Consider the following 23,633-nt stretch of genomic DNA (forward strand, 5'->3'; position numbering starts at 1 on the left):
TTGATGTATGGGTTCTTTACCCTGCTAGACAGTCGAACGTAGTCGCGACAGGATCTCGGCGTTATGCTCACCGGCACTCGGGAGAGGCCTGCGCACCCCGGGGCGTCGACCATTCATGGTCAGCGGCAACAAGACGACCGGCGCCGTGGACCCGTCCTCCACTTGCATCGGGACAAGGCCGCCGCTCGCCTTCAGGTGCGGATCCTCGATCAGTTGATCAGGGCGGACAATGGGAGCGTATGGGACACCGGCGGCTTCCAGTTTCGGCGCCAGCTCAGCGACGGACATCTGACTCAAAATCTGGCCAAGTTCTTGGAGCATCGTCGGTCGCGCTGCCACGCGCAGCGTGTTGTCCGCATACTCCGGCCGGCCGATCAGTTCAGGATGCCCCAGCACGTTGCACAGTGCGACGAATTGCTTGTCGCTCACCGCGCCAATGAAGAGCTGCTCTCCTTCGGCGAGCGCAAAGATGTCGTATATGCTCCAAGCCTGTGCCCTGGCAGGCATCGGGGGTGGCGCTTCGCCAGTCATTGCATACTGCTGCATGTGCTGTGCCGACAGAAACACGCAATTTTCAAACAGCGCACTCTGGATCTCCTGTCCGCGCCCCGTATGGTCGCGCTCGCGCAACGCCGCAAGTACGCCAATCGCACCGAACATCCCACCCATGATGTCATTCACGGACGTGCCAGCACGCAGCGGCTGACCGACCGGACCCGTCATGTAGGAAAGGCCAGCCATCATCTGGACGACTTCATCCAGCGCCAGCCGATGTTCATAGGGTCCCGGCAAGAAGCCCTTGTGGGTCACGTAGATGAGCCGAGGATTCTTCTCGGCAAGGGTCTTGTAGTCGAGGTCAAATTTCTGCATCAGGCCGGGGCGGAAATTCTCGATCAGAACGTCGCACTGCTCCGCGAGCTCGGCGGCGGCGGCACGCCCCTCTTCGGTCTGGATATCCAGTACAACACTCTTCTTGTTGCGATTGAATGTCCGGAAGAAACCAATACCGACGCCAAGCATGTGCCGCGTCTTGTCTCCACCAGGCGGCTCGATCTTGATGACTTCGGCGCCAAGGTCGGCGAGAATCATCCCGCATGTTGGGCCCATGACCATGTGTGAAAACTCGAGCACCCGGATGCCGGCCAGCGGGAGCCCCTGTTCGTCCGACTGCTTCACTTCGTATTCCATGTTGCCTCTCTGGCTGCTGCGGTGACTTGGGTAGGCTCAAAAGTTCTCGGAAGCCCGGCTTTCCACAAGGTTCCATGCATGATTTCGCCTGCCAGCCATGCGGCAAGCTTTTCGCGCAAGGTCAGCAGTGCAGGGATGTCGACTCCCGTCTGAATGCCCATGCTCTCCAGCATGTAGGCCAAGTCCTCGCTGGCCACATTGCCGCTTGCACCCGGTGCGTGCGGGCAGCCGCCAATACCGGTCAGACAGGCGTCGAAGCGCGTGACGCCTGTCTGAAGTGCAGCAAACACATTGGCGAGGCCTAAGCCGCGAGTGTCGTGAAAGTGACCACACCAGAGCTTGTCGCCAGCGACAGCGCGCGCTCGCTCAAAGAGGTCCAGGACCATCAGGGGATCGGCATAACCAACCGTATCGGCGAGACAGACGCGGTCCGCACCAGCATCAAGCAACGCTTGCATCAATCGAAGGACTTCTGCGATCTTCACTTCGCCCTGGATGGTGCAGCCGAAAGCGGTCCCTACTCCGCCTTCGATAACCGTCTTCGAACCAGCGGCATCTCGTGCAGCGCGAATGCGCCCGACGTCCGCTACCACCTCGTCGGGGGTCTTTCTCAGGTTCGCAAGGCTGTGCGCGTGGCTTGCAGACAAAGGCACGATCATCAAGTCCGCACCGCTGGCGATGGCGTCTTCTGCGCCGCGCAGGTTTGGTACAAGAACAGAAACAAAGAGGCCTCGGAAAGTGCGGGCGAACGCTACGATCTCCGCCGTGTCGGCGAGTTGTGGCAAAAGGCGGGCTGGCACAAAGGAGCCGACTTCCAACTCCCTGAGTCCTGCGTCGTAGGCCGCGCGGATCCATTCCTTTTTCCGTTCGGTCGGCAGAATTGTCTGGATGCTCTGAAGTCCATCGCGTAAGCCGACTTCGCGGATCACAGCGCGGTGTGGGAACGTAGCTGCCATGTGTGATTTAGATGAGATTGGGTTGTTGGCCATCAATTTATGACGTTAACGACACGACGAACAGCGATCATTCGTGTAGGCTATCGTGACGAACTGGAACGGCTGACCCACCACTGAAGCTCAGCCAACACTTGGGGGAATGCCTAGGTTGCTCTCTATGCAGCTCTTCCGATATGGCCTATGAGAGACTTTGACCTAACATCGCTGCGCCTATTTGTCGCCACGTGCGAAAACCAGAACATCGCTCGTGCGGCGGAACAATCGCACGTGGTTGCTTCCGGTGTCAGCAAGCGCCTCACTCAGCTAGAGGATCTGGTTGGAGCGAAGCTGTTCGAGCGGGGCCGGCGCGGCGTCATTCCGACGGCTGCGGGCGAGGCGCTGCTAGCCCATGCGCGTGCCATGATTGCTGCAGCGGACCGCGCCGCTCGCGACCTGGCGGACTTCGGAAGCGGCATACGAGGTCACGTACGTTTAATCGCTACGGTGTCATCGATGGCGGAGTCGCTGCCGCAGGACATAGCATCGTTTTTACGGATCCCGGAGCATCGAGACATTGCTGTGACGGTCGATGAGGGATTGAGCAATGACATTGCTCAGGCTCTGCGGGAAGGCACCGCTCCCTTGGGCATATGCTGGAACGCGGCGGGCCTGGAGGGGTTTCAGACAAGACCCTATCGCAGCGATCATCTGGCGGCAGTTGTCCCTGTCGAACACCCCCTCGCAAACGCGGATCGATGCACGTTTGCACAAACGCTCGCGTTCGACCATATAGGCATGCCCGCGCAATCCGCCATTCAGGCATTACTAGGTAGGCAGGCGGCCATTCTTGGCGCAAGGATGCTCTATAGAGCGGTGGTCTCCACGTTCGATGGCGCTCTTCGATGCGTCCAGGCAAACCTCGGGGTCTGCATCATTCCGGCCGAAACGGTACTGCCCATAGCTGGAGCCTTCGGAGCCAAAGTGATCCCCCTTGACGATGCGTGGGCGCGGCGAAGCTTTTCACTTTGCTTCCGCAACTTTGAGGCTCTGTCGCCCGCGGCGCGCCTTCTCGTCGCCCACTTGTCAGAAAAACGCCATGCGGAGCAGTAGAGAGAGAGAGCAGCAGCCACCCCGCCGCACCGGTTCCTGAGCATTGCCACTTCTGCCACTGCGTCTGTTCAGGCGTTGTACGCCTCGGGCCGTTGCGCCGTCGGGTCTTCCTTGAAACTCCTGCGACAGGATGCGACCCATGACCATTGGAGCCGGACTCCAAGCGAAAATCCTGCGCTACTACCGTGCCGACTCGTACGCTCGCAACGCGCATCAAGTCCGCTGCCCGACCACGCTCGCGTCGTGGCTGTGCGAAGAGGCCGACGACTTATGCTTGATCAGCGCAACCGCGACACCGCCGATCACCGCGGCCATTGCAATCGCGAGGAAGTTCTGCACCAGCGGCAGCTTCATCGAGACCAGCAGCCCGATCACGATCGGCGCCGCGATCGCGCCGATGCGCCCGACCCCCGAGGCAAAGCCGAGTCCCGTCGAACGGATCGACGTCGGGTAGAACTGCCCGGCATACGCGTACAGCAGGATCTGCGTGCCCAGCGTCGACGCGCCGACGACGGCAACGATGAGGAACAGCGGCCGCGCGCCGTAGCCGAGCAGCGTCAGCGAGACCGCCGCGACCGCGAAGAAAGCGGTCGTCACCCACTTGATGTTCAGCTTGTCGGCGAGCCATCCGCCACCAACGGCGCCGACGACTGCACCGGCGTTGTAGGCGAGCAGGAAGTTCAGCGCCGAACCGAGACTGTAGCCGGCCATGCCCATCAGCTTGACCAGCCACGAACTGAGCGCATAGAGCATGAACAGGCAGGTCATGTAGGCGACCCAGAACATCACCGAACTGAAGCCGCGGCCGTCCAGGAACAGCCTGCCTACGGTCGGACCTTCGGCCTTGTCCTCGGCCGGAACGAGGAACTCTTCGTGCGGCTCGAGCCGCATGTCCGGCCGGATTTTCCGGACCACTTCGCGCAGATGCGTGTCGTCGTGCTGCTTCATCAGGAACGGCAGCGACTCAGGCATGTACTTCAGGATGAACGGGATCAGCACCGCCGCGGCGCCCGCGGCGATGAACACAGATTGCCAGCCATAGGTCTCGATGAACTGCTTGCCGAGCAGTGCGGCGAGGATGCTGCCGACCGCGTAGCCGCAGCACATCAGCGTGACCATCACGCTGCGCACCTTCTTTGGCGAGTATTCGGTCATCTGCGCGGCTGCATTCGGGATCGCGCCGCCGATGCCGAGCCCGGCGAGCAAGCGCATCACGCTGAAGGTGATCGGGTCGTTGGTGAACCCGGCGGCCGCGGTGAAAGCGCTGAACAGGAACACGCAGATCGCGATCGCCCAGCGGCGACCGATCTTGTCGGCCAGCGCGCCGAGCGCGATCGCTCCGAACATCATGCCGAACAGCGCCGAACTGGCCATGAAGCCCGCGGTCGCGGCATCCACATTCATCGCTTTCATGATTGACGCAAGCGCGGTGCCGGCGACCGCCAGGTCGTAGCCGTCGAGCACCAGGATCACGAAACACCAGATCAGCGCGGACCAGTGAAAGCTGTTGAACTTGGCCTCATCGGCCAGTTTTTGAACATCGATCCGGTGCACGCTTGAAGGTGCTGTTGCCAGCTCAGGGCGGATTGACTTCATTGACTTGTCTCCTTTTATCTTCAGTTTGAGGTTCGGCATGCGGCGCAGTCACACATTCCGGGCCGACACCTCACGGCCAACGACCGCCCGAGCATAGACAAGGTCGCTCCCCTTGGTCCGTGCAGGCTGCCCCCCCTCACACGCGAGGGGCTTCGGGCAGGCGTTCACCGCCGCGCACGACGTATTTGGCGGGATACAGTGCGACGAGAACCTCGACTTCGTCCTCCGTTGCCCCGGTGCTCGCGCTCCAGATCGCGCTCACCTTTTTGGCCAGCGATAGCACGGCGCCGTCGCTGCGCCCATCACGTATGTGGCAGAAGATCAGCGTTTCGGATGTGGGCTCTCCCGAACGGTAGGTATTCTCGGGCGTGGATTCATGGAATACGACGCTAATCAAGTCGAGCGGCGAGAGGATGATCTCCCTGATCGCGCTCGTGAACTCGCTGGCGATCTTGGCCTTGACGCCTGCTTCGATTCCGACCTTGCATTCGCAAACAATGACGGGCATGTTGTGTCTCCGTGAAGATAGGGTTGTTGAGGCTTCAGTCTCTCGGAACGTCGCCGCGGGCGATTGCATCGGGGTGCCACCACTTGCTTGGAAGTGCCATGACATGGCGTCGTGCCACCGGTCCAGGCCAAGCTCCCTATCGGTGGGCCGGTGCCCGCCAGTGCGACGTGCACCAAACAGCGCCCACGCGTTTGGCCTTTCGTGCGAACGTTCTTCCAGCGAGCACTGCCTTACCCTGGTCCCCGGGGTCGGGGAAAGCACCGACCGGCTAGCGCCGCGAGTCACGCTCAAGAATGGATGGAGGAAACCCTCGTTGACAGGGGACTGGCGATAACATACGCTTCGTTTACTAAACGATCGTATTGTTAAGCGCACCTGAGGTGTGGCCGCGCGTCTTCTTACTCATCCATGGAGAAATTCACATGGCAGGCAAGAAAGCCATTCTGGTGATTGGAGCCGGCGACGCTACCGGCGGCGCCATCGCCAGGCGCTTTGCCAAGGAAGGCTACATCGCGTGCGTTACCCGCCGCACCGTCGACAAGCTCAAGCCCCAGTTTGACGAGATCAGGATCAAACGCGGCGAGGCGAACGGCTTCGGTTCCGACGTGCGCAAGGAGGACCGCCAATGCTGCCACGGGAGCCCGGCACCATGATCTTTACGGGCGCAACGGCCAGCTTGCGCGGACGCGAAGGTCTCGCCGCATTCGCCGGCGCAAAGCATTGCCCGCGCGTACCCCTCTCAGCGCTTCGCCCACGCCGTCACGAATATGCACGCATGACTCGGGACCGCGTCTCTGGCTAAGCCTTCAACGTATCACTCCTTCTTTCACAACAATTTGCCGGCTTTGACCGGCGTACGGAGACAAACCTTGGCACAAAGTCGCAGCACATTTCTCAAGGCCGCCGTCGCGCCGGCGGCCTTGCCGGTCGCCGGTTGCCGCTCGTCATCGGATGACAGCGCCGCACTGAAAGCCAACGCCGATCCCGTGCTGATCCGTGCCGTCGCATCCGGCGACACAGCCGGCGTAGCCGCCGCGGTGATCACTCGCGATGAGACCCTCTACACCGCGGCGCAGGGAGCGCGCACGCTGGGCGCCTCCGCAGCGATGGACCTGGACACGGTGATGCGCATCGCCTCCATGACCAAGCCGATCACCAGCGCCGCAGCCATGCAGCTGGTCGAGCAGGGCAAGTTGAGCCTGGACGGACCTGCGGCCGCGGTGATCCCCGAGCTGGGCGCTCTCAAGGTTCTGAAGGGATGGGACACGAATGGCGCACCCCAGCTGCGAGATGCCAAGGGCCAGCTCACCCTGCGGCATCTGCTCACCCACACGTCCGGCTTCACCTACGAGATCTGGAACGCGGACCTGGAGCGCTTCTACCGCACGCAGAACGTCCCAGACGTCCTGACGGGGCAGAAAGCGGCGCTGCGGGTGCCTCTGTGCTTCGACCCCGGCACGCGCTGGGAATATGGCATCGGCATCGATTGGGTGGGCCAGCTGGTCGAAGCCGCAAGCGGCATGCGCCTGAGCGACTACTTCCAGCGCAATATCACAGGACCGCTGGGCATGGACAGCACGGCGTTCAAGATCAGCACGGCCATGCGTACTCGACTGGCCGGCATGCACTCGCGCGGAGACGACGGCGAGTTATCCGTGATCGATCTCGGAACAGTGCAGGATCCCGAGTTCGAGTCGGGCGGCGCAGGCCTGTACTCCACCGCCAACGACTACCTGAAGTTCATGCGCATGATCCTCAATGCGGGGCGGGGCAACGGCAACCAGGTCCTCAAGCCGGAGACGGTGGCCCTGATGTCGCGCAATGCCATGGGCGCACTTCGCGTGAGCAAGCTGCCGACGCAGCTTCCTTTTTTCTCGCGCGACATGGAATTCTTCCCCGGCGTGCCCAAGACCTGGGGCCTGGGCTTCATGATCAACGAGAGCGCGACGCCCACGGGCCGCAGCGCCGGCAGCCTGGCATGGGCGGGACTGGCCAATACGTACTTCTGGATCGACCCCACCCTGAACATCGCAGGCCTGGCCATGATGCAGTCGCTGCCGTCCGTGGATCCGAGAACCGTGGACGTGTTCTACGGTTTTGAAAAGAGCGTTTACGCCTCGCTGATCTGATGCCTGAAGGGCAGTGACCGCCCTTCAGGATCGAGGGCGCAGGGTCTATGACATGGCTTGTTCATTCACAACACTTTGCCGGTTTGACCGGCGCACGGAGACAAACATGAAAACACTGACTCGCAGACTCTTTGATGCCGCTGTCATGGTCGCGCTTTGCAGCGCCGCCGCCGCGACGGCGCAGCCCTATCCGAACAAATCCATCCTGATCAAGGTCGCTTACCCGCCCGGGTTCGGGGTTGACGCTTCAGTGCGTCCATCCGCACCCGTGCTGGAGCGCGCCCTTGGGCAGACTCTCGTGATCGACAACATGCCCGGTGCGAACGGCTCCATCGCGGCGATGAATGTGTTGAAGGCGTCGCCCGATGGATACACGCTGCTCGCGACGGCCGGCCCGGATTTACTGGTGGCGCCCCTAACGGTCGCGTCGGCCAAGTACACCTTCGACAGCTTCAAGCTCATCGGTTCGTTCGGGATCTCGGACATGGTCCTCGTCAGTCATCCCGACCGCCCTTTCAACAACCTCAACGCGCTCCTCGAACAGATGCAAAAGCGTGGCGCGAAGGAGCTTTCCATTGCCCACTGGGGCCAGGGCACGCTCGCTCATCTCGCGGCCGCTGAATTCCAGAAGCGAGTCGGTGTCAAGTTGCTGGAGGTGCCGTACAAAGGCATCGCTCCCATGGCCACGGCCGTCGCCGGTGGCGAGGTGGACCTCGCGTTTGTTCCTCTAGCGGGGCCGATCCTGGGAATGATTCAGACCGGGCGGATCAAGGCCGTCGCCTTCGCGAGCGCCAAGCGACATCCGCTCATTCCGGACGTCGCGACGTTGAGCGAGCACGCTCGATTCAAGAACTTCGAATTCGGCATCTGGACGGGCTTGTTCGCGCCCGCGCGCACCGCCGATGCTATCGTCGCGCGCCTTAGCAAGGCCTTCCAGGAGTGGAACGACAGCCCGGAATTCCTCGCGCTCGCGACCGCGCAGGGCTTTCGCAAGCTGGACCCAATGACGCCGCAGCAGGCAGCGGCCTTCTTGCGTGTAGAGAACGAAAAGTTCATCAACATCGCGAAGACCCTTAATCTGGCGGCGCAATAACGCCACCGCACCGGAAAGGCCCATACGATGACCGTTCGAGACTTTCACTACTACGAGCCCGCCAAGGGCCACGGGCTGAGCCACAACCCGCTCAATGCGCTGGTCGCCCCGCGGCCCATCGGCTGGATCTCGTCACGCGACGCGCAGGGGCGGGTCAATCTCGCGCCCTACAGTTTCTTCAACGCGTTCAACTACGACCCGCCGATCATCGGATTTTCTTCGATCTCCTGGAAGGATAGCGTTCAAAACGCATCGGAAACGCGCGAGTTCACCTGGAACCTGGTCACCCGCGAACTGGGTGATCAGATGAACCAGACCTCATCACCACTTCCGCGCGGCGAGGACGAGTTCCAGTTCGCCGGCCTCACGGCCGTGGCGGGTCGCAAGGTCAACGTCCCGCGAGTGGGCGAAAGCCGCGCGGCCATGGAATGCAAGGTGATCGACATCGTGCAATTCCGAAACGCCGAAGGCGAAAAGGTAAGTGGCTGGCTCGTGTTGGGCGAAGTGGTGGCCGTGTACATCGACAAGACACTCCTGAAAGACGGCGTTTATCAGACAGCCGACGCCTATCCGATCATGCGGTCCGGCGGACTGAATGACTATGTCCAGGTCTCGCCAGACAATGTCTTTCAGATCGCGCGGCTCGCGGGCGCCAGCAGCCCGTCGTCGCACGGCAAGGGATAGCGACATCCGAAAGACGGCACATGCCAAGGAGATGCAACACCCCCATGCCGGACTGGTACCTGCACACGCAGCCGCGTGATGCCTGGACTTACGAACTCGATCTCAGGCCCCGCATGAAACGCGTCTGAGACGGACCCGACCCACAACCACTACGACTCAATCCCATGAAGACACGAATCACTGAGCTGTTCGGCATTCGACACCCCATCGTGCAAGGCGGCATGCACTTCGTTGGACTGGCCGACCTGGCGGCCGCCGTCTCGAATGCCGGCGGGCTGGGCGTCATCACCGCGCTGACGCAGCGCACGCCAGAACTGCTGGAGAAGGAGATCGCCAGATGTCGCGACATGACGGACCAGCCTTTCGGCGTCAACCTCACTTTCCTGCCGACTTTTTCCGCCCCGCCCTATGCAGAGTACATCCAGGCAATCGTGGAGGGAGGCGTGCGCATCGTCGAAACAGCAGGGCGCAGCCCTGAGGAGTACATACCGGCGATGAAGGCGGCCGGCATCAAGGTGATCCACAAGTGTACGTCAGTCCGGCATGCTCTGAAGGCTGAGAGGATCGGGTGTGATGCGGTGAGCGTGGACGGCTTCGAGTGCGGCGGCCATCCCGGCGAGGATGATATCCCGAACATGATCCTGCTGCCCCGGGCCGCCGACGAGCTCTCGATCCCGTTTGTGGCCTCCGGCGGCATGGCGGACGCCCGCAGCCTGGTGGCCGCCCTCGCCCTTGGCGCCGATGGCATCAACATGGGCACACGATTCGTGGCGACCAAGGAAGCGCCGGTTCACCAGAACGTGAAGCGCGCCATCGTCGCGGCCACCGAGCTCGACACACGACTCGTGATGCGCCCGTTGCGCAACACGGAGCGTGTGCTGAAGAACGCCGGCGTCCAGAAGATCCTGGATATCGAGCGCGACAAGGGTGAGCAGATCCAGATCTCCGACATCCTTGAGCAGGTCGCAGGCGTCTATCCGAAAGTGATGGTCGACGGTGAGATGGATGCAGGGGCCTGGAGCTGCGGGATGGTCGCCGGCCTCATCGACGACATTCCGAGCGTACGCGAGCTCATCGATCGCATCATGGCCGACGCCAGCCACCTGATCGGGCAGCGCCTCTGCCGAATTCTCGGGTCCGAACAGACGCCCGAGGACAGCGTTGCCCCCTGACGAAGCTCGACGTACACATCGGAAATCCATCAGACTCAGGAGAAAACTCATGTCCAGGACCGCGGAGTTCTATTTCGACGTCGGCAGCCCGGCATCGTACCTCGCATGGACGCAATTGCCGACGATCTGCGAAGAAACTGGTGGCACACTTGTCTACAAGCCCATCTTGCTCGGCGGGGTATTCCAGGCTACTGGCAATGCCTCGCCCGCGACAATCCCGGCCAAGGGCGCATACACCAACATCGATTACGCCCGGCACGCAAGGCTCTACGGCGTTCCCTATCAGAGCAACCCGCACTTTCCCGTCATTTCGCTCACGCTAATGCGAGCCGCCACTGGCGTACAGATGAGAATGCCCGAACGGTTCCAGGACTATCTGCGCAGCGTCCTCCATGCGTTGTGGGTCGATGCGCTGAACCTCAACGAGCCCCAGGTTGTCGCCAAAACGCTGGTCGACGCGGGGTTCGACATCGAGGCGATCCTGGCGCTCGCCAACGATGCCGAGGTGAAGTCGCAGTTGCGCTCGACGACGGAAGAGGCCGTCAAGCGTGGCGTGTTCGGCGCCCCGACCATCTTCGTCGGCGAGCATATGTTCTTCGGCCAAGACCGCCTCGAATGGGTCTGTCACGCACTGCAAGGCAAGCCTCTGTGAATGGATCCGGCCGTCTCCGGCGGCCTGGTTCTGCCGCTGCATTTTCCGCTCGCGAATGCTTCTTCGCTGCCGTGTATCACCACAGCGCGAATTTATTGCTGTCTCCTAAACACCGCGCCGATTTGGCCAGCTTGTGCGATACCATTTCCCATCGTTCCAGCGCCGGCAATTCCTGCTATTTGCATTGCCTCAGATAACGATTCTTTTTGCTATGTAGACCAGATGGGCTGCGCCCCCATTTCCGCATCCGCCGCGACGTTCGTCAAAGCCTTGACGGCATGGCGGCGCAATCGAAGGCAGGCAGCCACCTGGGCGGGCTGAGGCCGGTTTGTCGGCCGTCAGCACATGCGGCTATCCTGCGGCCTTGACCATGTCCTCGACCACCTTCTTGGCGTCGCCGAACACCATCATGGTCTTGTCCAAATAGAACAGCTCGTTATCCAGGCCAGCATAGCCGGCCGCCATCGAGCGCTTGTTCACGATGATGGTCTTGGCCTTGTACGCCTCCAGGATCGGCATGCCGGCGATCGGCGAGTTCGGGTCGGTCTTGGCCGCCGGGTTGACCACGTCGTTGGCGCCCAGCACCAGCACCACGTCGGCCTGGCCAAACTCGCTGTTGATGTCTTCCATCTCGAAGACCTGGTCGTAGGGCACCTCGGCCTCGGCCAGCAGCACGTTCATGTGACCCGGCATGCGGCCTGCCACCGGGTGGATCGCATACTTTACCGTCACGCCGTGCTCCGTCAGCTTCTCGGTCAGTTCCTTGAGCGCGTGCTGGGCGCGCGCCACCGCCAGCCCATAGCCCGGCACGATGACCACCGTCTCGGCATTGCTCATCAGGAAAGACGCGTCATCGGCCGAACCCGACTTGACGTTGCGCTGCTCGGCGTTGCCGCTGACCGCGGCCGTCGCCGCACCGCCAAAGCCGCCCAGGATCACGTTGAAGAACGAGCGGTTCATGGCCTTGCACATGATGTACGACAGAATCGCACCGCTGGAACCCACCAGCGAGCCGGCGATGATCAGCATCGGGTTGTTCAGCGAGAAGCCGATGCCGGCCGCGGCCCAGCCCGAGTACGAGTTGAGCATCGACACCACCACCGGCATGTCCGCGCCGCCGATCGGGATGATGATCAGGACACCGAGCACGAAGGCGATCGCCAGCATCAGCAGGAACGGCTGCCAGTCCTGCGTGAGGAAGAACGCCACGCCAAAGCCGACCATCGCCACGGCCAGCGCCAGGTTCAGCATGTGCTGGCCGGCGAAGACCACCGGCGCGCCCTGGAACAGGCGGAATTTGTAGCGACCTGCGAGCTTGCCGAAGGCGATCACCGAACCCGAGAACGTGATGGCACCGACGAAGCAGCCGATAAACAGTTCGATGCGGTTGCCCGTCGGGATCTCATGCGAGCCCGCGGGCGCGATGCCGAAGGCCGACGGCTCGGCCACTGCCGCCACCGCGATGAACACCGCCGCGAGACCGATCAGCGAGTGCATCGCCGCGACCAGCTCAGGCATCTTGGTCATCTCGACCTTCTTCGCTACGTAGGCGCCGATGCCGCCGCCCACCACCAGCGCGCCGAAGATCAGCGCCAGGCCCGATGCGACCGAGGACTGCGCCGTGCCGGCCGTGAGGAACTCGTTCTTGAGCTTGACGATCAGCGCCACCGTGGTAATTGCGGCCACCGCCATGCCGAGCATGCCGAAGGCATTGCCCTTGCGGGCCGACGCTGGGTGCGAGAGTCCCTTGAGCGCCTGGATGAAGCAGATCGATGCCAGGAGGTAGAGCAAGGTCACAAGATTCATGCTGACGACATCCATCACACACCCTCCTTGCTAGCCGCCTTAGCCTTGGGCTCCTTCTTCTTGAACATCTCCAACATGCGCTGCGTCACCAGGAAGCCGCCGAACACGTTGACTGCGGCCAGCGCCACAGCAAGCGTGCCCATCGCGCGGCCCACGCCGCCTTCGGTCAGGCCGGCAGCCAGCATGGCGCCGACGATGATGATGGCCGAGATCGCGTTGGTCACCGCCATCAGCGGCGTGTGCAGCGCAGGCGTGACCGTCCACACCACGTGGTAGCCCACATAGATCGCCAGCACAAAGATGATCAGGTTGATCACCGTGTGATTAGTCATTTCCATTTGTGTCTCCTTAGCCGGCCAGCGCCGCTTCTTCCTGCCCGGTCATCAGGCAGGCGGCGACGATGTCGTCCTGTCGGTCAATCACGAGCTTTCCTTCCTTGTCGAGAATCAGCTTGAGGAAGTCCAGCACATTGCGCGCGTACAGCGCCGAAGCGTCTGCCGCGACCATGCTGGCCAGGTTGGTATGGCCAACCAGCACCACGCCATGCCGCTCGACCACCTGGTCGGCCACCGTCAGCGGGCAATTGCCGCCTTGCGCGGCGGCCAGGTCGACCACCACCGAGCCTGGTTTCATGGCCATCACGGTCTCTTCCTTCAGCAACACCGGCGCCTTGCGGCCCGGAATCAGCGCAGTGGTGATCACGATGTCGGCCTGGCTGGCACGCTGGTGCACCAGCTCCGCCTGGCGGCGCATCCAGCCGGCCGGCATCGGGCGGGCATAGCCGCCCACGCCCTGCGCGATTTCGCGCTCCTCCTCGGTCTCGAAAGGCACGTCGAGGAACCTGGCGCCGAGCGACTCGATCTGCTCCTTGACCGCTGGGCGCACGTCGGAGGCCTCGATCACCGCCCCCAAGCGCTTAGCCGTGGCGATCGCCTGCAGGCCGGCAACGCCGGCGCCGAGAATCAGCACGCGCGCGGCCTTCACTGTGCCGGCCGCGGTCATCAGCATCGGCATGAAGCGCTGGTAGTGGTGGGCGGCTTCGAGCACTGCCTTGTAGCCGGCGATGTTGGCCTGCGACGACAGTACGTCCATGCTCTGCGCGCGCGTGGTGCGCGGTGCGGCCTCGAGTGCGAAGGCGACGATGCCGGCCGCGGCCATACGCGCGTTGTTTTCGGTGTCGAAGGGATTGAGCATGCCGACCAGCGTGGCGCCGGGCTTCATCTGGCCGAGTTCGGCCTCGTCCGGCGCGCGCACCTTCAGCACCAGGTCGGCGCCGAGTGCCTGCACGGCGGTGCCGATGCGGGCGCCCGCGGCCTCATAGGCCGAGTCCGGCTGGCTTGCCCTGACTCCGGCGCCCGCCTGGACAATGACTTCGTGAGCTTGCGCGACGTACTTCTTGACGGTCTCGGGGGTGGCGGCAACACGGGTCTCGCCGGCCCGCGTCTCCCGCGGGATACCGATTTGCATCTCGTCTCCTCATGATGTATTTTTTCCTGGAGTGGTACCCGGCGGGGCCAGCCTTCCATTCTAGATTTTGCTGCCCTTCTTGAGGGCCATGATTGTCGCTCACCGAGCGTGCGCGCTGCCCCGGCGTCTTGAGGCGCCGTGGGCAACGGTTCGCTTACCTTAGGCGTGCTTTCGCGTTCTCAATCTCGTCCTCCACTTCCCGCAACTGATCCTTCCCAAAGAACATCTCGTCGCCGACAAAGAATGTCGGCGAGCCAAACGCACCGCGTTCGAATGAATTCTGGGTATTCGCCAGCAAGATCTGCTTGACTTCGGGATCCGCAATGCGTGCCTCGAAGCCTTCCCCGTCCAGACCGGCGACATCCAGGGCCGCCGAGATGACGGCGGGATCATCCATCTTCAAGCCTTGTTCCCACATGTTTGCGAACACGGAATTTACGTAGGGCATGAAGGTGCCGTTCTTCTGGGCAGCCACGGCCCCACGCATGATCTGCAATGTATTGACGGGCCAAAACGGATTGTCCCGATAGGCAGTGAGTCCGTGCTTGGTGATGAAGCGCTGGATCTCCAGACGCCCAAACTCCGGCTTGTTCTTGATACCCGCGAAAGCCTCCGCAGGAGAACGATTCCCCGTCAGCCTGAACAGCCCCCCAAGAAGCACCGGAACATATTCGAACTTGACGCCCTGCCGTGCCTCAATACTCGGAATGACTTTGTGGCTAAGGTAGGAATTCGGACTGCCGAAATCAAAGTGGAACTGAGCTCGTACGTCGCTCATGGTGTCTCCTAATAGATAGACGTGATGAAATTTGTGTGGAAGGCGTGGCAAAGCCCGTTTACCTGTGCGGATCTGACGACGGACTTGCACGATCCTTGTCGAGATCGCGGGCGGAACTCTCCCGTCTTCCAACGGGGATTTACGCTACCTCGAACAGCCCCGCGGCCCCCATTCCACCACCGACGCACATCGTGACGACAACATATTTCTCCCCACGGCGTTTTCCCTCGATCAGGGCGTGACCGACAAGCCTTGCCCCCGTCATGCCATACGGGTGCCCGATGGAAATCCCGCCACCGTTCACATTCAATCGGTCTGGATCGATACCAAGGCGATCGCGACAGTAAAGAACCTGGCACGCGAACGCTTCATTCAGTTCCCACAGACCGATATCGCTAACCTTCAACCCATGCCGCTCCAGGAGTTTCGGGATCGCAAAAACCGGGCCAATACCCATTTCCTCGGGCGCACAGCCCGCCACCGCGATGCCGCGGTAGATGCCAAGAGGCTGCAATCCGCGCCGCTCGGCCAGGCGGCGGTCCATCAGGACCGAAGCCGAGGCACCATCTGAAAGCTGACTTGCGTTCCCCCCGGTGACGACGCCGCCGTCGATGACTGTCCTGAGCTTTGCCAACCCCTCAACCGTTGTGTCGGGACGGTTCCCTTCGTCACGGTCCAGTAGCACGTCACGGAAACTGATCTCCCCCGTCTCCCTATCCTGGATCGCCATGGACGTTTGGAACGGTACTATCTCGGCCGCGAAGCGGCCCTCCTCCTGGGCAAGTGCCGTACGCCGCTGTGATTCCGCCGCGTAAGTATCCTGCGCCTCTCGGGAAATGCCATATCTCCTTGCGACGAGTTCAGCGGTCTGCAGCATCGGCATGTAGGCATGTGGAACCCGCTCGATCAATTCCGAGTCGGCCGCACTCGTCATCCATTCGACAAAACGGTCCTGAACCAATGAGATGCTCTCTTGCCCCCCTGCCACTACCACATCCATCTCGTCCACAATGATTTGCTTTGCTGCGGTGGCCATCGCCATCAAGCCCGAGGCGCATTGTCGATCGATGGACTGGCCCGCGACGTTGACCGGAAGTCCGCCGGCTAGCGCGCTAAGACGGCCAATGTTCATGCCAGCCGTGCCTCCCGGCATCGATGTACCGATCACGACATCCTCAATCTCTTCCGCGGCGATTCCGGCACGCTGAACCGCATGCGATATGACGTGCCCCATGAGGGTCGGCGATTTTGTGTGATTCAGCGAACCCTTATAGGCGCGACCGATCCCGGTCCGTGCCGTCGAGACAATGACTGCTTCCCTCATGCTGCCCTCTTGATGATGTGAATACCGGGGTAGACGTCCCGCTATGACCGCGTCTCTCTCTGGCGCATCGCGAAGCTTGGCCATCAACAGACAGAATAAAAAGTTTCTTCGGGTGGCAAGGCATTGCGATCGTGTGCAAGCGGTCTCTGTCCCATGTGGTCAGACGTTTTGATTACCAGGTCTCTGTCCAGGGACGCAGGTCGAGCTCAAAGGTCCAGGCATCGCGCGGTTGCGAATGAAGATACCAGTAGTTCTGCGCGATATGCTCCGGATTCAGAATGCCATCCTGGTCTTTCAATGCATAACGATCCGGAAAATTGGTGCGGATAAAGTCGGTGTCGATCGCGCCGTCCACCACAATATGGGCCACATGGATGTTCTTCGGGCCGAGTTCGCGGGCCATGCTTTGCGCAAGCGCGCGAAGTGCATGCTTGGCGCCCGCAAACGCGGCATAGTTTTCCTTGCCTCGCAGACCCGCAGTAGCGCCGGTAAAGAGAATCGTGCCGCGTTGACGCTGCACCATGCGCTTGGCAACTTCCCTTGCGTTCAGAAATCCTGCAAAGCAGGCCATCTCCCAGATCTTGAAGTACTTCCGCGCTGTCTCCTCAAGGATGGAAGAAGGCACATTGGCGCCAATGTTAAATACGAGAACGTCAATTGGACCGATCTCGGACTCAATCTTGTCGATGAGGGCGATCACCTCCTCTTCCTTGCGCGCGTCCGTGCCAAACGCGTAGGCCATCCCGCCGGCATCGCGAATGGAGTCAACCAGCGGTTGGAGCTTGTCCGCTGAACGACGCGTCACACAAGCGACCATGCCTTCCGCGGCGAAACGCTTCGCGATTGCACCACCCGTTGAGTCCCCCGCGCCGATCACGAGCGCGACCCTCTGCTCTTTGACATCCATCATCGTCTCCTTTATTAACAAACGAACGTTTAGTAAAAGGAGGTTATTTCATCCCTGTGCAGGAGTCAAGGGCAACTTACCCTAACGCACCTATGATGAGAAAGCTCAGGAGCACGCACCGCGCGGCACGCGCAGTGGCGAAGCTGTAAGGATGGAAGAAGAAAAGCCGCGACGGCGCTTGGCTGCATGGCTTCGCGCGCTGGGGCCCGAAGCGCAAGCATCGACAGCACGTGCGGTGCGGCCGGGTCCGACAATCGAAGCCGTCGCAATGAAAGCGTGGTACCGCGGCATGCACGCACCTATCTGCGCGCATCGACAAGAAGCCAGAAGGGCGCAGAACTGCGCCCGGAGGGGTGGGTGCTACATTGGCACCGCTCAGGTCTTGCTGAGGGGTCCGAGCCGTTCAATAGACCGCCCGAGAAAACGACGGCTGGAAGCGAGAATCTGCTGCCTGGTCCGGTCGGTTTCAACCACCCGGGCCAGCAAAATGGCACCCACGCACTGCGCAATCAACGCCCAGGCCGCGTCCGGATCGTCCAGACGCTGCTTCCAACTGCTCTGCAGCTTCTTCGCGCTTTCCTCCACCGAGGCGCGGACTGCTGGCCCGGACCTCGCGATTTCAGGTCCCAAGGTCGGTAGGGCGCAGCCTGATTCCGGATGCAGCGCATGAGAACTGCTGAGATAGCTTCGGATGCGTTTCACGAAATGATCTTCTGCCGTCTCATCCTCGCCCGCGAGCATTTCAGCGCTGTTGGCCAACTCCCGCTGGATGACCTCCGCGAACAGTTCCGCTTTGGAGCCAAAATGACTATAGAAGGCGCCCCCCGTAAGCCCGATGGCCCCCATCAGGGCATCGACTCCCGTGGAATCGAATCCTCCCTTTTTGGCAATCGCTTGACTACTGTTGAGGAGTTTTTCCCGCGTCTCCTGCTTGTGCGTGCTTGAGTAGCGCATTTTCGGCTCACTTCGAACTCAGGACATGGCAGGAATTGTAGCATGACGATCGTTCAGGAAAGTTCTGCCTCCGTTGTATGCTGCGGCGCACGGTCTGCCGATCCCCAAGATACTGGCCTGCGCCAGGCAGGGCCGGGAGCCGCGGATTCCGTCCTGCACACCGGCCGTCGTAGCCCGTCTAAGCGCTGTCTCTTCGCGGCCCGACTGAGTGCCTTCCTCGGGACACGAAGGCGCCCTGCCCGCGTCCCACTCCTGTGCTGGGGGGCACCCAACGGCATACGCAGATCAGATCACAAACCGTAAATACTTGTTGACATCACTCAGTGTGCAACCTAGCATCGTTTGCAAAACGATCGTTAACTAACGAATCACGCGGAATCTGTTGGCGCCAATCCCCGGCACGAGTATTCGGTCGGTAGGCCTACCGGTGAGCTGCGCGTTCGTCACGATGCATCTCACTACACGGACCCGATTTCGTTCGGGAAGCCGTGGGGCGGATGGCAACAGAGCGAAACAACCTGGATATTAACCAGGGTATAACAACTGAGAGACATGAATATGGAAGCCAGACGCTGGCATAGCTCCTATCCCGCCGGGATACCGCTTGACATTGAGGTGGACGCGACAGCGACACTGGGGCCCATGATTGCACGCGCGGCCGCCTCGTTCGCCACGCGTCCTGCGGTAACCTGCCTGGAGGAATCACTTAGTTACGCAGAGTTCGGTATTCTGTCCGAGGCGCTCGCGACGTTCCTGCAGCAATCGGGATTGAAAAAGGGGGACCGTGTAGCGTTGATGCTGCCAAGCTGCCCAGCTTTCCTGATCGGCCTGGCAGCGGTATTTCAAGCAGGGATGGTGGCGGTTCCAGTCAACCCCCTGTATACACCGCGTGAATTGAAGCATCAGCTGCAGGATTCTGGCGCCACCTGCATTATCGTCGCCGACCAACTACAGCAGTCGCTGCAGCAAGTGCTGGAGGAAACCAGCATTGTTCAGGTGCTGACGGCACCGGTTGTTGGAATGAAGCCTATTGCCGTTCAACTCGCGGCACTCGCAAAAGATGCTGGCGCTGTTCAACATGCCGGCACGACCGGTGGTCGCACGTGCCAACCTTTAGCCCACGCGATTCTGCAGGGAAGCAGGGGCAGTCTTTCCCCGGTCGCACAGACCGCTCAGGACATCGCCATTCTGCAATACACCGGTGGCACGACGGGCGTGTCCAAGGGGGCAGTCCTCACGCACAAGTCAGTTTGCGCGAGTCTGGCGCAAGTTTCGACTTGGGTTGGACCGCCTCTAGCAGGCTCGGAGGCATCAATGGTGACACCACTGCCTCTGTATCATATCTTCCCGCTTGCAACTGCACTACTGGCGCTATTGCTCGGTTGTGAGAATCGCTTGGTTCCCAATCCGCGTGAGGCTGGTGCTGTGCTTACTGAGTTGAAGCGGCGGCCATTCCAGATTTTTATCGGGGTCAACACCTTGTTCAACAGCTTGGTGAACACACCGGAACTCATTTCCGTAGACTTCAGCGCCACGCGTTTGGTGATTGGCGCCGGGGCATCAATCCAGGACGCTATTGCAAAGCGATGGCTCGCGGCCGGTGCTCCCCCTGTTACCGAAGCCTATGGTCTTACAGAGACCTCACCGAGCGCCACCTTCAATCCTCCTGGGCGAAGCGGGACGATCGGCATTCCTGCGCCTTCGACCGACGTTCGCCTGGTAGATGAAAGTGGGCACGACGTCCCACTTGGTGTTGCAGGCGAACTTCTGATCAAGGGACCACAACTCTTCAGCGGATATTGGAATCAAGACGACGAAACACGGAAAGCGTTCCTTGATGGTGGCTGGTTCAGGACGGGCGACATTGTTGTCATGGACGAATTGGGCTTCATGACAATGGTCGACCGCAAGAAGGACATGATTCTCGTCTCAGGCTTCAACGTCTATCCGAATGAGATCGAGGCCGTCGTCGCAATGATGCCCGATGTCCTCGAGGCAGCCTGTATCGGGGTGCCTGACGAGCGTTCTGGCGAGGCCCCGCACCTCTTCATCGTGCCACGCAACATGGCGCTCACCACGGAACAAGTGGAGGCACACTGTCGCTCCCATCTTGCGGCCTATAAAGTGCCACGACACATTACGCTGATCGATGCCCTCCCCAAATCAACGGTTGGCAAGATCCTGCGTAGAGACTTGCGTTCGCGCTTGGTTGCCGAGCAAAGCAATGCATAACGCCCCGCTCATCCCTTCTCGATTTCTCTCTGGCCTGCCATGCGGCTGCCACCACACCCGAACCATATGAACTACTATCACGCCCCCGTCCGCGATCTTCAGTTCGTGCTGCATGAACTGCTCGACGTGTCCGCCGGTTCCCCAATTGCCGAAATTGCCGATCCCGACACGATCAACCAGGTAATCGAAGCCGCAGGTCAGTTCGCTACAGAAATTCTGGCGCCCTTGAACGGCATTGGAGACCGTCAAGGCTGCACCATGCCTTCGTCAGGTGTGGTGACGACGCCTGATGGATTCAAGAACGCGTACAAGCAATTTTCTGAAGCAGGCTGGACCGCACTGGCATGTCAATCGGAGCATGGTGGCCAGGGACTGCCGAACGCGGTCAATGCGGCTGTCATGGAGATATTCGCTGGCGCTAACATGGCCTGGGCGGCCTATCCTGGTATGTCGCAGGCGGCTTACACATGCCTGGCGGCTAATGGTTCGGACGCGCAGAGGGCGCTCTACCTCCCGAAGCTGGCTTCCGGCGAATGGGCGGGAACCATGTGTTTGACCGAGCCGCATTGCGGCACCGACCTCGGACTTTTGCGCACCCGTGCAGTACCGAATGCCGATGGCACCTTCGGCATAACCGGTACGAAGATCTTCATTTCGGGAGGCGAACACGACTTCACGGACAATATCGTCCATCTGGTACTCGCCCGGTTACCGGACTCGCCCCCCGGCGTCAAGGGTATCTCCCTCTTCCTTGTTCCAAAGTTCCTGGTGTCGCCTGAAGGAGATTTGGCCGAACGCAACGCAGTCACTTGTGGCTCCCTGGAGCACAAGATGGGCATCCATGCGAACGCCACCTGCACGATGAACTTCGATGGTGCAACAGGTTATCTGGTGGGCGAGCCAGACAAGGGGCTCGCGGCTATGTTCGTCATGATGAACCACGCGCGGCTCCTTGTCGGGGTCAATGCAATCGGACTGATGGAGGCGGCGTACCAGAAGGCACTGGGCTATGCCAAGGACCGCACACAAGGAAGGTCCCCGACAGCATCGACCCGTAACGGCCCTGCGGATCCGATTATCGAGCATGCTGATGTGCGCCGTATGCTGCTGACTCAGAAAGCATATGTCGAAGGAACACGAGCATTCGCGCAGTGGGCATGCCAGCTGGCCGACACCCAGCACTTCGCCGATGACTCCGGCGTCCGGCATCAGGCGGCAGAACTCTCTGCGCTGGTTACTCCGATCGTTAAAGCATTCAGCAGCGACCTCGCCGTCGAATGTACCAGCTTGGCAATGCAAGTCTTTGGTGGACATGGCTATATCGTGGATAACCAGGTCGAACAGCATCTTCGTGACGCACGTATCATCCCGCTCTACGAAGGTGCCAACGGCATTCAAGCCATGGACTTACTTGGACGCAAAGTTCTCCCCGACCAGGGCACACGGCTGGAGATGTTCCTTGCAATCGTCACCGAGTTCATCGACGCGAATGCCGACAATCCAGTCCTGCGGGAATTTACCGCCCCGCTTTCGAGCGCGACCGAAGTGTTGCGGAACGCGACGCACGAAATATCGATGCAAGCCAAAACGGATCCTCATGTCTTGGGAAGCGTTGCTGCATCCTACCTTCGGCTTGCCGGCCATGTCGGTCTAGCATGGATGTGGGCACGCATGGCTGCGATCGGGCTCGTCAACCCCGCCTCTGCCGACCCGATCTATGCATCGAAAGTCGCGACGGCGCGCTTCTATTTCAAGAAGCTGCTACCCGAAATACAATCTCTGGCAGCGGCTATCGCTGCCGGCTCCGGTCCGATCATGGAGCTTGATTTCGGCTAACGCCTCCACTTTCGCCATGGTCTTTTTGGCGGCAGCCGCAGCAGAATGCGCTGCCGCCAGAACATACAGAGTTTGCTGCCTGCCGGGCGCCGAAGAAGCTTGGCTCTACAACCAGGCACCCTCTGACAAATTGGAACGAACGTTCCGTGATACATCCTAAAGGTACTGACATTGCTCTCGAAGCCTAATATCAAAAAACCGCGGATCGCCATCGCGGGCGCAACAGGACGCGTTGGCGCTACATTGACGGCGTTGCTCGCCGCTGACCCGATCGACCTGGTCGCACTAACGCGCCAACCCAGCACAGCGCGACTGCCCGAAGGGGTGGTAACACTCAAGGCCGACTTCAAACGCGCGGACACGCTTGAGGAGACCCTGCGCGGCGTCGACCGGCTCTTCATCGCGCATGGCACCTCCCTCGAACAGGTCGCCAACGAAATCGCGTTGATCGATGCAGCAGTTGCATCAGGCGTTCGGCACATCGTCAAACTGTCCGCCCTCGGTCCCGCGACCCGACTTCTTCCCATCGCTTGGCACATGCAGATCGAAGCGCATCTGGCGCAGCAGCCAATCGCATCTACCGTCTTGCGCCCTGGCACTTTCAGCCACGTGCTCAAGCGCCTGGGGCCACACGTCGCCGCCGGTTCCTGGGCCGGCGCAGCAGGCAATGGGCGTGTGAACTTCATCGATACCCGCGACGTTGCTGAAGTAGCCCGCATTGCATTGCTCGAGGAGATCGAGCCGGCGTCGCAACGTGCGTACCACCTGTCTGGCCCGCGTGCGTGGACCATGAACCAGGTGGCAGAGGAGTTGGCGCGCCTACTTGGACATCCGGTTACTTACGTCGACCGTTCGCCTGCTGAGCAGAGAGAGGCGCTGCTCGGCGCCGGACTTTCTCCGCTCGTAGCCGATCTTTTGGTTGGACTCGACCAAATGTTCCGCGAGTCTGTGATCGCCGAAACGACGTCGACGGTCGAGGAACTGACCGGAAAGGCCCCACGTTCGTTGACCGAATGGTTGACCGACAACCTGGACGTATTTCGAGCGTGAGCTCTCCATCGGTTGGTGTCCCAGGAAGTGAGGTAAGTCTTGTGCCACTCGCTGCGCGGCAAAGCGCGTAGGGCTTAGCCCGAAGCAGCTTGCCGCGCAGCGACCACTTCGCTCGGGGTGGCCATCGTGAAGTCTGGATTCGTTTGATGTGCGATCCACCGAACTTTGTCCTTGAAGGAAATCACGATGACCAACGCCACTATGGCACCCGG

Annotated in this window: 20 protein-coding genes and 1 pseudogene; 10 read left to right on the forward strand and 11 right to left on the reverse strand. The window is 61.0% G+C overall.

Going from position 1 to position 23,633, the window contains the following annotated elements; all coding sequences use genetic code 11:
- Window positions 1-24: 24 nt before the first annotated feature.
- Both AC1RWI_RS01515 and AC1RWI_RS01520 read right to left on the reverse strand, forming a co-directional pair.
- Window positions 25-1,188, reverse strand: a complete 1,164-nt coding sequence (locus tag AC1RWI_RS01515; protein ID WP_492864117.1) for a CaiB/BaiF CoA transferase family protein — start codon at window positions 1,186-1,188, stop codon at window positions 25-27.
- Window positions 1,173-2,144 (reverse strand): hydroxymethylglutaryl-CoA lyase, encoded by a 972-nt coding sequence (locus AC1RWI_RS01520; protein WP_492864119.1) that lies wholly within the window; start codon window positions 2,142-2,144, stop codon window positions 1,173-1,175. Before AC1RWI_RS01520 ends, AC1RWI_RS01515 begins: the two co-directional genes overlap by 16 nt.
- Window positions 2,145-2,324: 180 nt before the next feature.
- Here AC1RWI_RS01520 and AC1RWI_RS01525 point away from each other — a divergent pair, with 180 nt between their 5' ends.
- On the forward strand, window positions 2,325-3,233 hold the full coding sequence (locus AC1RWI_RS01525; protein WP_492864121.1) for a LysR family transcriptional regulator: 909 nt from the start codon (window positions 2,325-2,327) through the stop codon (window positions 3,231-3,233).
- Window positions 3,234-3,446: 213 nt separating this feature from the next.
- Here the strand turns inward: AC1RWI_RS01525 and AC1RWI_RS01530 are convergent, their stop codons facing one another.
- Both AC1RWI_RS01530 and AC1RWI_RS01535 read right to left on the reverse strand, forming a co-directional pair.
- Window positions 3,447-4,787 carry an MFS transporter gene (locus AC1RWI_RS01530; RefSeq protein WP_492864347.1) on the reverse strand — a complete coding sequence of 447 codons (1,341 nt, stop codon included), beginning with the start codon at window positions 4,785-4,787 and terminating at the stop codon, window positions 3,447-3,449.
- A 178-nt stretch (window positions 4,788-4,965) separates the two neighbouring features.
- Window positions 4,966-5,337: a tautomerase family protein gene (locus AC1RWI_RS01535; RefSeq protein ID WP_492864123.1), complete on the reverse strand. Its 372-nt coding sequence runs from the start codon at window positions 5,335-5,337 to the stop codon at window positions 4,966-4,968.
- Window positions 5,338-5,759: 422 nt separating this feature from the next.
- On the opposite strand from AC1RWI_RS01535, the pseudogene AC1RWI_RS01540 reads away from it, so the two are divergent.
- The 6 genes and pseudogenes from AC1RWI_RS01540 to AC1RWI_RS01565 all read left to right on the forward strand — a co-directional run.
- Window positions 5,760-6,058 (forward strand): annotated as a pseudogene (locus AC1RWI_RS01540) (SDR family NAD(P)-dependent oxidoreductase); the annotation flags it as partial.
- A gap of 148 nt (window positions 6,059-6,206) precedes the next feature.
- Window positions 6,207-7,466 (forward strand): serine hydrolase domain-containing protein, encoded by a 1,260-nt coding sequence (locus tag AC1RWI_RS01545; RefSeq protein ID WP_492864125.1) that lies wholly within the window; start codon window positions 6,207-6,209, stop codon window positions 7,464-7,466.
- Window positions 7,467-7,572: 106 nt separating this feature from the next.
- Window positions 7,573-8,559 carry a tripartite tricarboxylate transporter substrate binding protein gene (locus tag AC1RWI_RS01550; RefSeq protein WP_492864127.1) on the forward strand — a complete coding sequence of 329 codons (987 nt, stop codon included), beginning with the start codon at window positions 7,573-7,575 and terminating at the stop codon, window positions 8,557-8,559.
- 27 nt (window positions 8,560-8,586) lie between these two features.
- Window positions 8,587-9,243 (forward strand): flavin reductase family protein, encoded by a 657-nt coding sequence (locus tag AC1RWI_RS01555; protein WP_043354010.1) that lies wholly within the window; start codon window positions 8,587-8,589, stop codon window positions 9,241-9,243.
- Window positions 9,244-9,407: 164 nt separating this feature from the next.
- Entirely contained in the window at window positions 9,408-10,415 is a 1,008-nt protein-coding gene (locus AC1RWI_RS01560; protein WP_492864129.1) for an NAD(P)H-dependent flavin oxidoreductase, read from the forward strand.
- A 49-nt stretch (window positions 10,416-10,464) separates the two neighbouring features.
- Window positions 10,465-11,067, forward strand: a complete 603-nt coding sequence (locus AC1RWI_RS01565; protein WP_492864131.1) for a 2-hydroxychromene-2-carboxylate isomerase — start codon at window positions 10,465-10,467, stop codon at window positions 11,065-11,067.
- Between the two features lie 351 nt (window positions 11,068-11,418).
- Here AC1RWI_RS01565 and AC1RWI_RS01570 read toward each other — a convergent pair whose 3' ends face one another.
- The 7 genes from AC1RWI_RS01570 to AC1RWI_RS01600 all read right to left on the reverse strand — a co-directional run bounded on the left by AC1RWI_RS01570 (window position 11,419) and on the right by AC1RWI_RS01600 (window position 18,303).
- Window positions 11,419-12,888 carry an NAD(P)(+) transhydrogenase (Re/Si-specific) subunit beta gene (locus AC1RWI_RS01570; RefSeq protein WP_492864133.1) on the reverse strand — a complete coding sequence of 490 codons (1,470 nt, stop codon included), beginning with the start codon at window positions 12,886-12,888 and terminating at the stop codon, window positions 11,419-11,421.
- Complete coding sequence (locus AC1RWI_RS01575) at window positions 12,888-13,211, reverse strand: NAD(P) transhydrogenase subunit alpha part 2 (protein WP_043354000.1); 324 nt, start codon at window positions 13,209-13,211, stop codon at window positions 12,888-12,890. Before AC1RWI_RS01575 ends, AC1RWI_RS01570 begins: the two co-directional genes overlap by 1 nt.
- 10 nt (window positions 13,212-13,221) lie before the next feature.
- On the reverse strand, window positions 13,222-14,340 hold the full coding sequence (locus AC1RWI_RS01580; protein WP_492864136.1) for a Re/Si-specific NAD(P)(+) transhydrogenase subunit alpha: 1,119 nt from the start codon (window positions 14,338-14,340) through the stop codon (window positions 13,222-13,224).
- A gap of 154 nt (window positions 14,341-14,494) precedes the next feature.
- A complete protein-coding gene (locus tag AC1RWI_RS01585; RefSeq protein WP_043353989.1) occupies window positions 14,495-15,118 on the reverse strand; it encodes a 2-hydroxychromene-2-carboxylate isomerase in 624 nt (207 codons plus the stop codon).
- A gap of 139 nt (window positions 15,119-15,257) precedes the next feature.
- Entirely contained in the window at window positions 15,258-16,442 is a 1,185-nt protein-coding gene (locus AC1RWI_RS01590) for an acetyl-CoA C-acyltransferase (protein WP_043353986.1), read from the reverse strand.
- Between the two features lie 172 nt (window positions 16,443-16,614).
- Window positions 16,615-17,349 (reverse strand): SDR family oxidoreductase, encoded by a 735-nt coding sequence (locus AC1RWI_RS01595; RefSeq protein WP_492864138.1) that lies wholly within the window; start codon window positions 17,347-17,349, stop codon window positions 16,615-16,617.
- Window positions 17,350-17,724: 375 nt separating this feature from the next.
- Complete coding sequence (locus AC1RWI_RS01600) at window positions 17,725-18,303, reverse strand: TetR/AcrR family transcriptional regulator (protein ID WP_043353982.1); 579 nt, start codon at window positions 18,301-18,303, stop codon at window positions 17,725-17,727.
- 552 nt (window positions 18,304-18,855) lie between these two features.
- On the opposite strand from AC1RWI_RS01600, the gene AC1RWI_RS01605 reads away from it, so the two are divergent.
- The 3 genes from AC1RWI_RS01605 (at window position 18,856) to AC1RWI_RS01615 (ending at window position 23,421) form a co-directional block, all read left to right on the forward strand.
- The gene (locus AC1RWI_RS01605) at window positions 18,856-20,535 is read left to right on the forward strand and encodes an AMP-binding protein (RefSeq protein ID WP_492864140.1); all 1,680 of its coding nucleotides are present in this window, start codon (window positions 18,856-18,858) and stop codon (window positions 20,533-20,535) included.
- A gap of 66 nt (window positions 20,536-20,601) precedes the next feature.
- Entirely contained in the window at window positions 20,602-22,371 is a 1,770-nt protein-coding gene (locus AC1RWI_RS01610; RefSeq protein WP_492864142.1) for an acyl-CoA dehydrogenase C-terminal domain-containing protein, read from the forward strand.
- Between the two features lie 171 nt (window positions 22,372-22,542).
- Entirely contained in the window at window positions 22,543-23,421 is an 879-nt protein-coding gene (locus AC1RWI_RS01615) for an SDR family oxidoreductase (protein WP_043353977.1), read from the forward strand.
- Window positions 23,422-23,633: the final 212 nt, after the last annotated feature.

This window comes from Cupriavidus sp. MPR-AND1C, from assembly GCF_058809705.1.

Excerpts from the sequence above, each read along its gene's own strand:
- AC1RWI_RS01515 (WP_492864117.1), bottom strand. The coding sequence starts at position 1,188 with ATGGAATACGAAGTGAAGCAGTCGGACGAACAGGGGCTCCCGCTGGCC.
- AC1RWI_RS01520 (WP_492864119.1), bottom strand. The coding sequence starts at position 2,144 with ATGGCAGCTACGTTCCCACACCGCGCTGTGATCCGCGAAGTCGGCTTA.
- AC1RWI_RS01525 (WP_492864121.1), top strand. The coding sequence starts at position 2,325 with ATGAGAGACTTTGACCTAACATCGCTGCGCCTATTTGTCGCCACGTGC.
- AC1RWI_RS01535 (WP_492864123.1), bottom strand. The coding sequence starts at position 5,337 with ATGCCCGTCATTGTTTGCGAATGCAAGGTCGGAATCGAAGCAGGCGTC.
- AC1RWI_RS01550 (WP_492864127.1), top strand. The coding sequence starts at position 7,573 with ATGAAAACACTGACTCGCAGACTCTTTGATGCCGCTGTCATGGTCGCG.
- AC1RWI_RS01555 (WP_043354010.1), top strand. The coding sequence starts at position 8,587 with ATGACCGTTCGAGACTTTCACTACTACGAGCCCGCCAAGGGCCACGGG.
- AC1RWI_RS01560 (WP_492864129.1), top strand. The coding sequence starts at position 9,408 with ATGAAGACACGAATCACTGAGCTGTTCGGCATTCGACACCCCATCGTG.
- AC1RWI_RS01565 (WP_492864131.1), top strand. The coding sequence starts at position 10,465 with ATGTCCAGGACCGCGGAGTTCTATTTCGACGTCGGCAGCCCGGCATCG.
- AC1RWI_RS01570 (WP_492864133.1), bottom strand. The coding sequence starts at position 12,888 with ATGGATGTCGTCAGCATGAATCTTGTGACCTTGCTCTACCTCCTGGCA.
- AC1RWI_RS01575 (WP_043354000.1), bottom strand. The coding sequence starts at position 13,211 with ATGGAAATGACTAATCACACGGTGATCAACCTGATCATCTTTGTGCTG.
- AC1RWI_RS01580 (WP_492864136.1), bottom strand. The coding sequence starts at position 14,340 with ATGCAAATCGGTATCCCGCGGGAGACGCGGGCCGGCGAGACCCGTGTT.
- AC1RWI_RS01585 (WP_043353989.1), bottom strand. The coding sequence starts at position 15,118 with ATGAGCGACGTACGAGCTCAGTTCCACTTTGATTTCGGCAGTCCGAAT.
- AC1RWI_RS01590 (WP_043353986.1), bottom strand. The coding sequence starts at position 16,442 with ATGAGGGAAGCAGTCATTGTCTCGACGGCACGGACCGGGATCGGTCGC.
- AC1RWI_RS01595 (WP_492864138.1), bottom strand. The coding sequence starts at position 17,349 with ATGGATGTCAAAGAGCAGAGGGTCGCGCTCGTGATCGGCGCGGGGGAC.
- AC1RWI_RS01600 (WP_043353982.1), bottom strand. The coding sequence starts at position 18,303 with ATGCGCTACTCAAGCACGCACAAGCAGGAGACGCGGGAAAAACTCCTC.
- AC1RWI_RS01605 (WP_492864140.1), top strand. The coding sequence starts at position 18,856 with ATGAATATGGAAGCCAGACGCTGGCATAGCTCCTATCCCGCCGGGATA.
- AC1RWI_RS01610 (WP_492864142.1), top strand. The coding sequence starts at position 20,602 with ATGAACTACTATCACGCCCCCGTCCGCGATCTTCAGTTCGTGCTGCAT.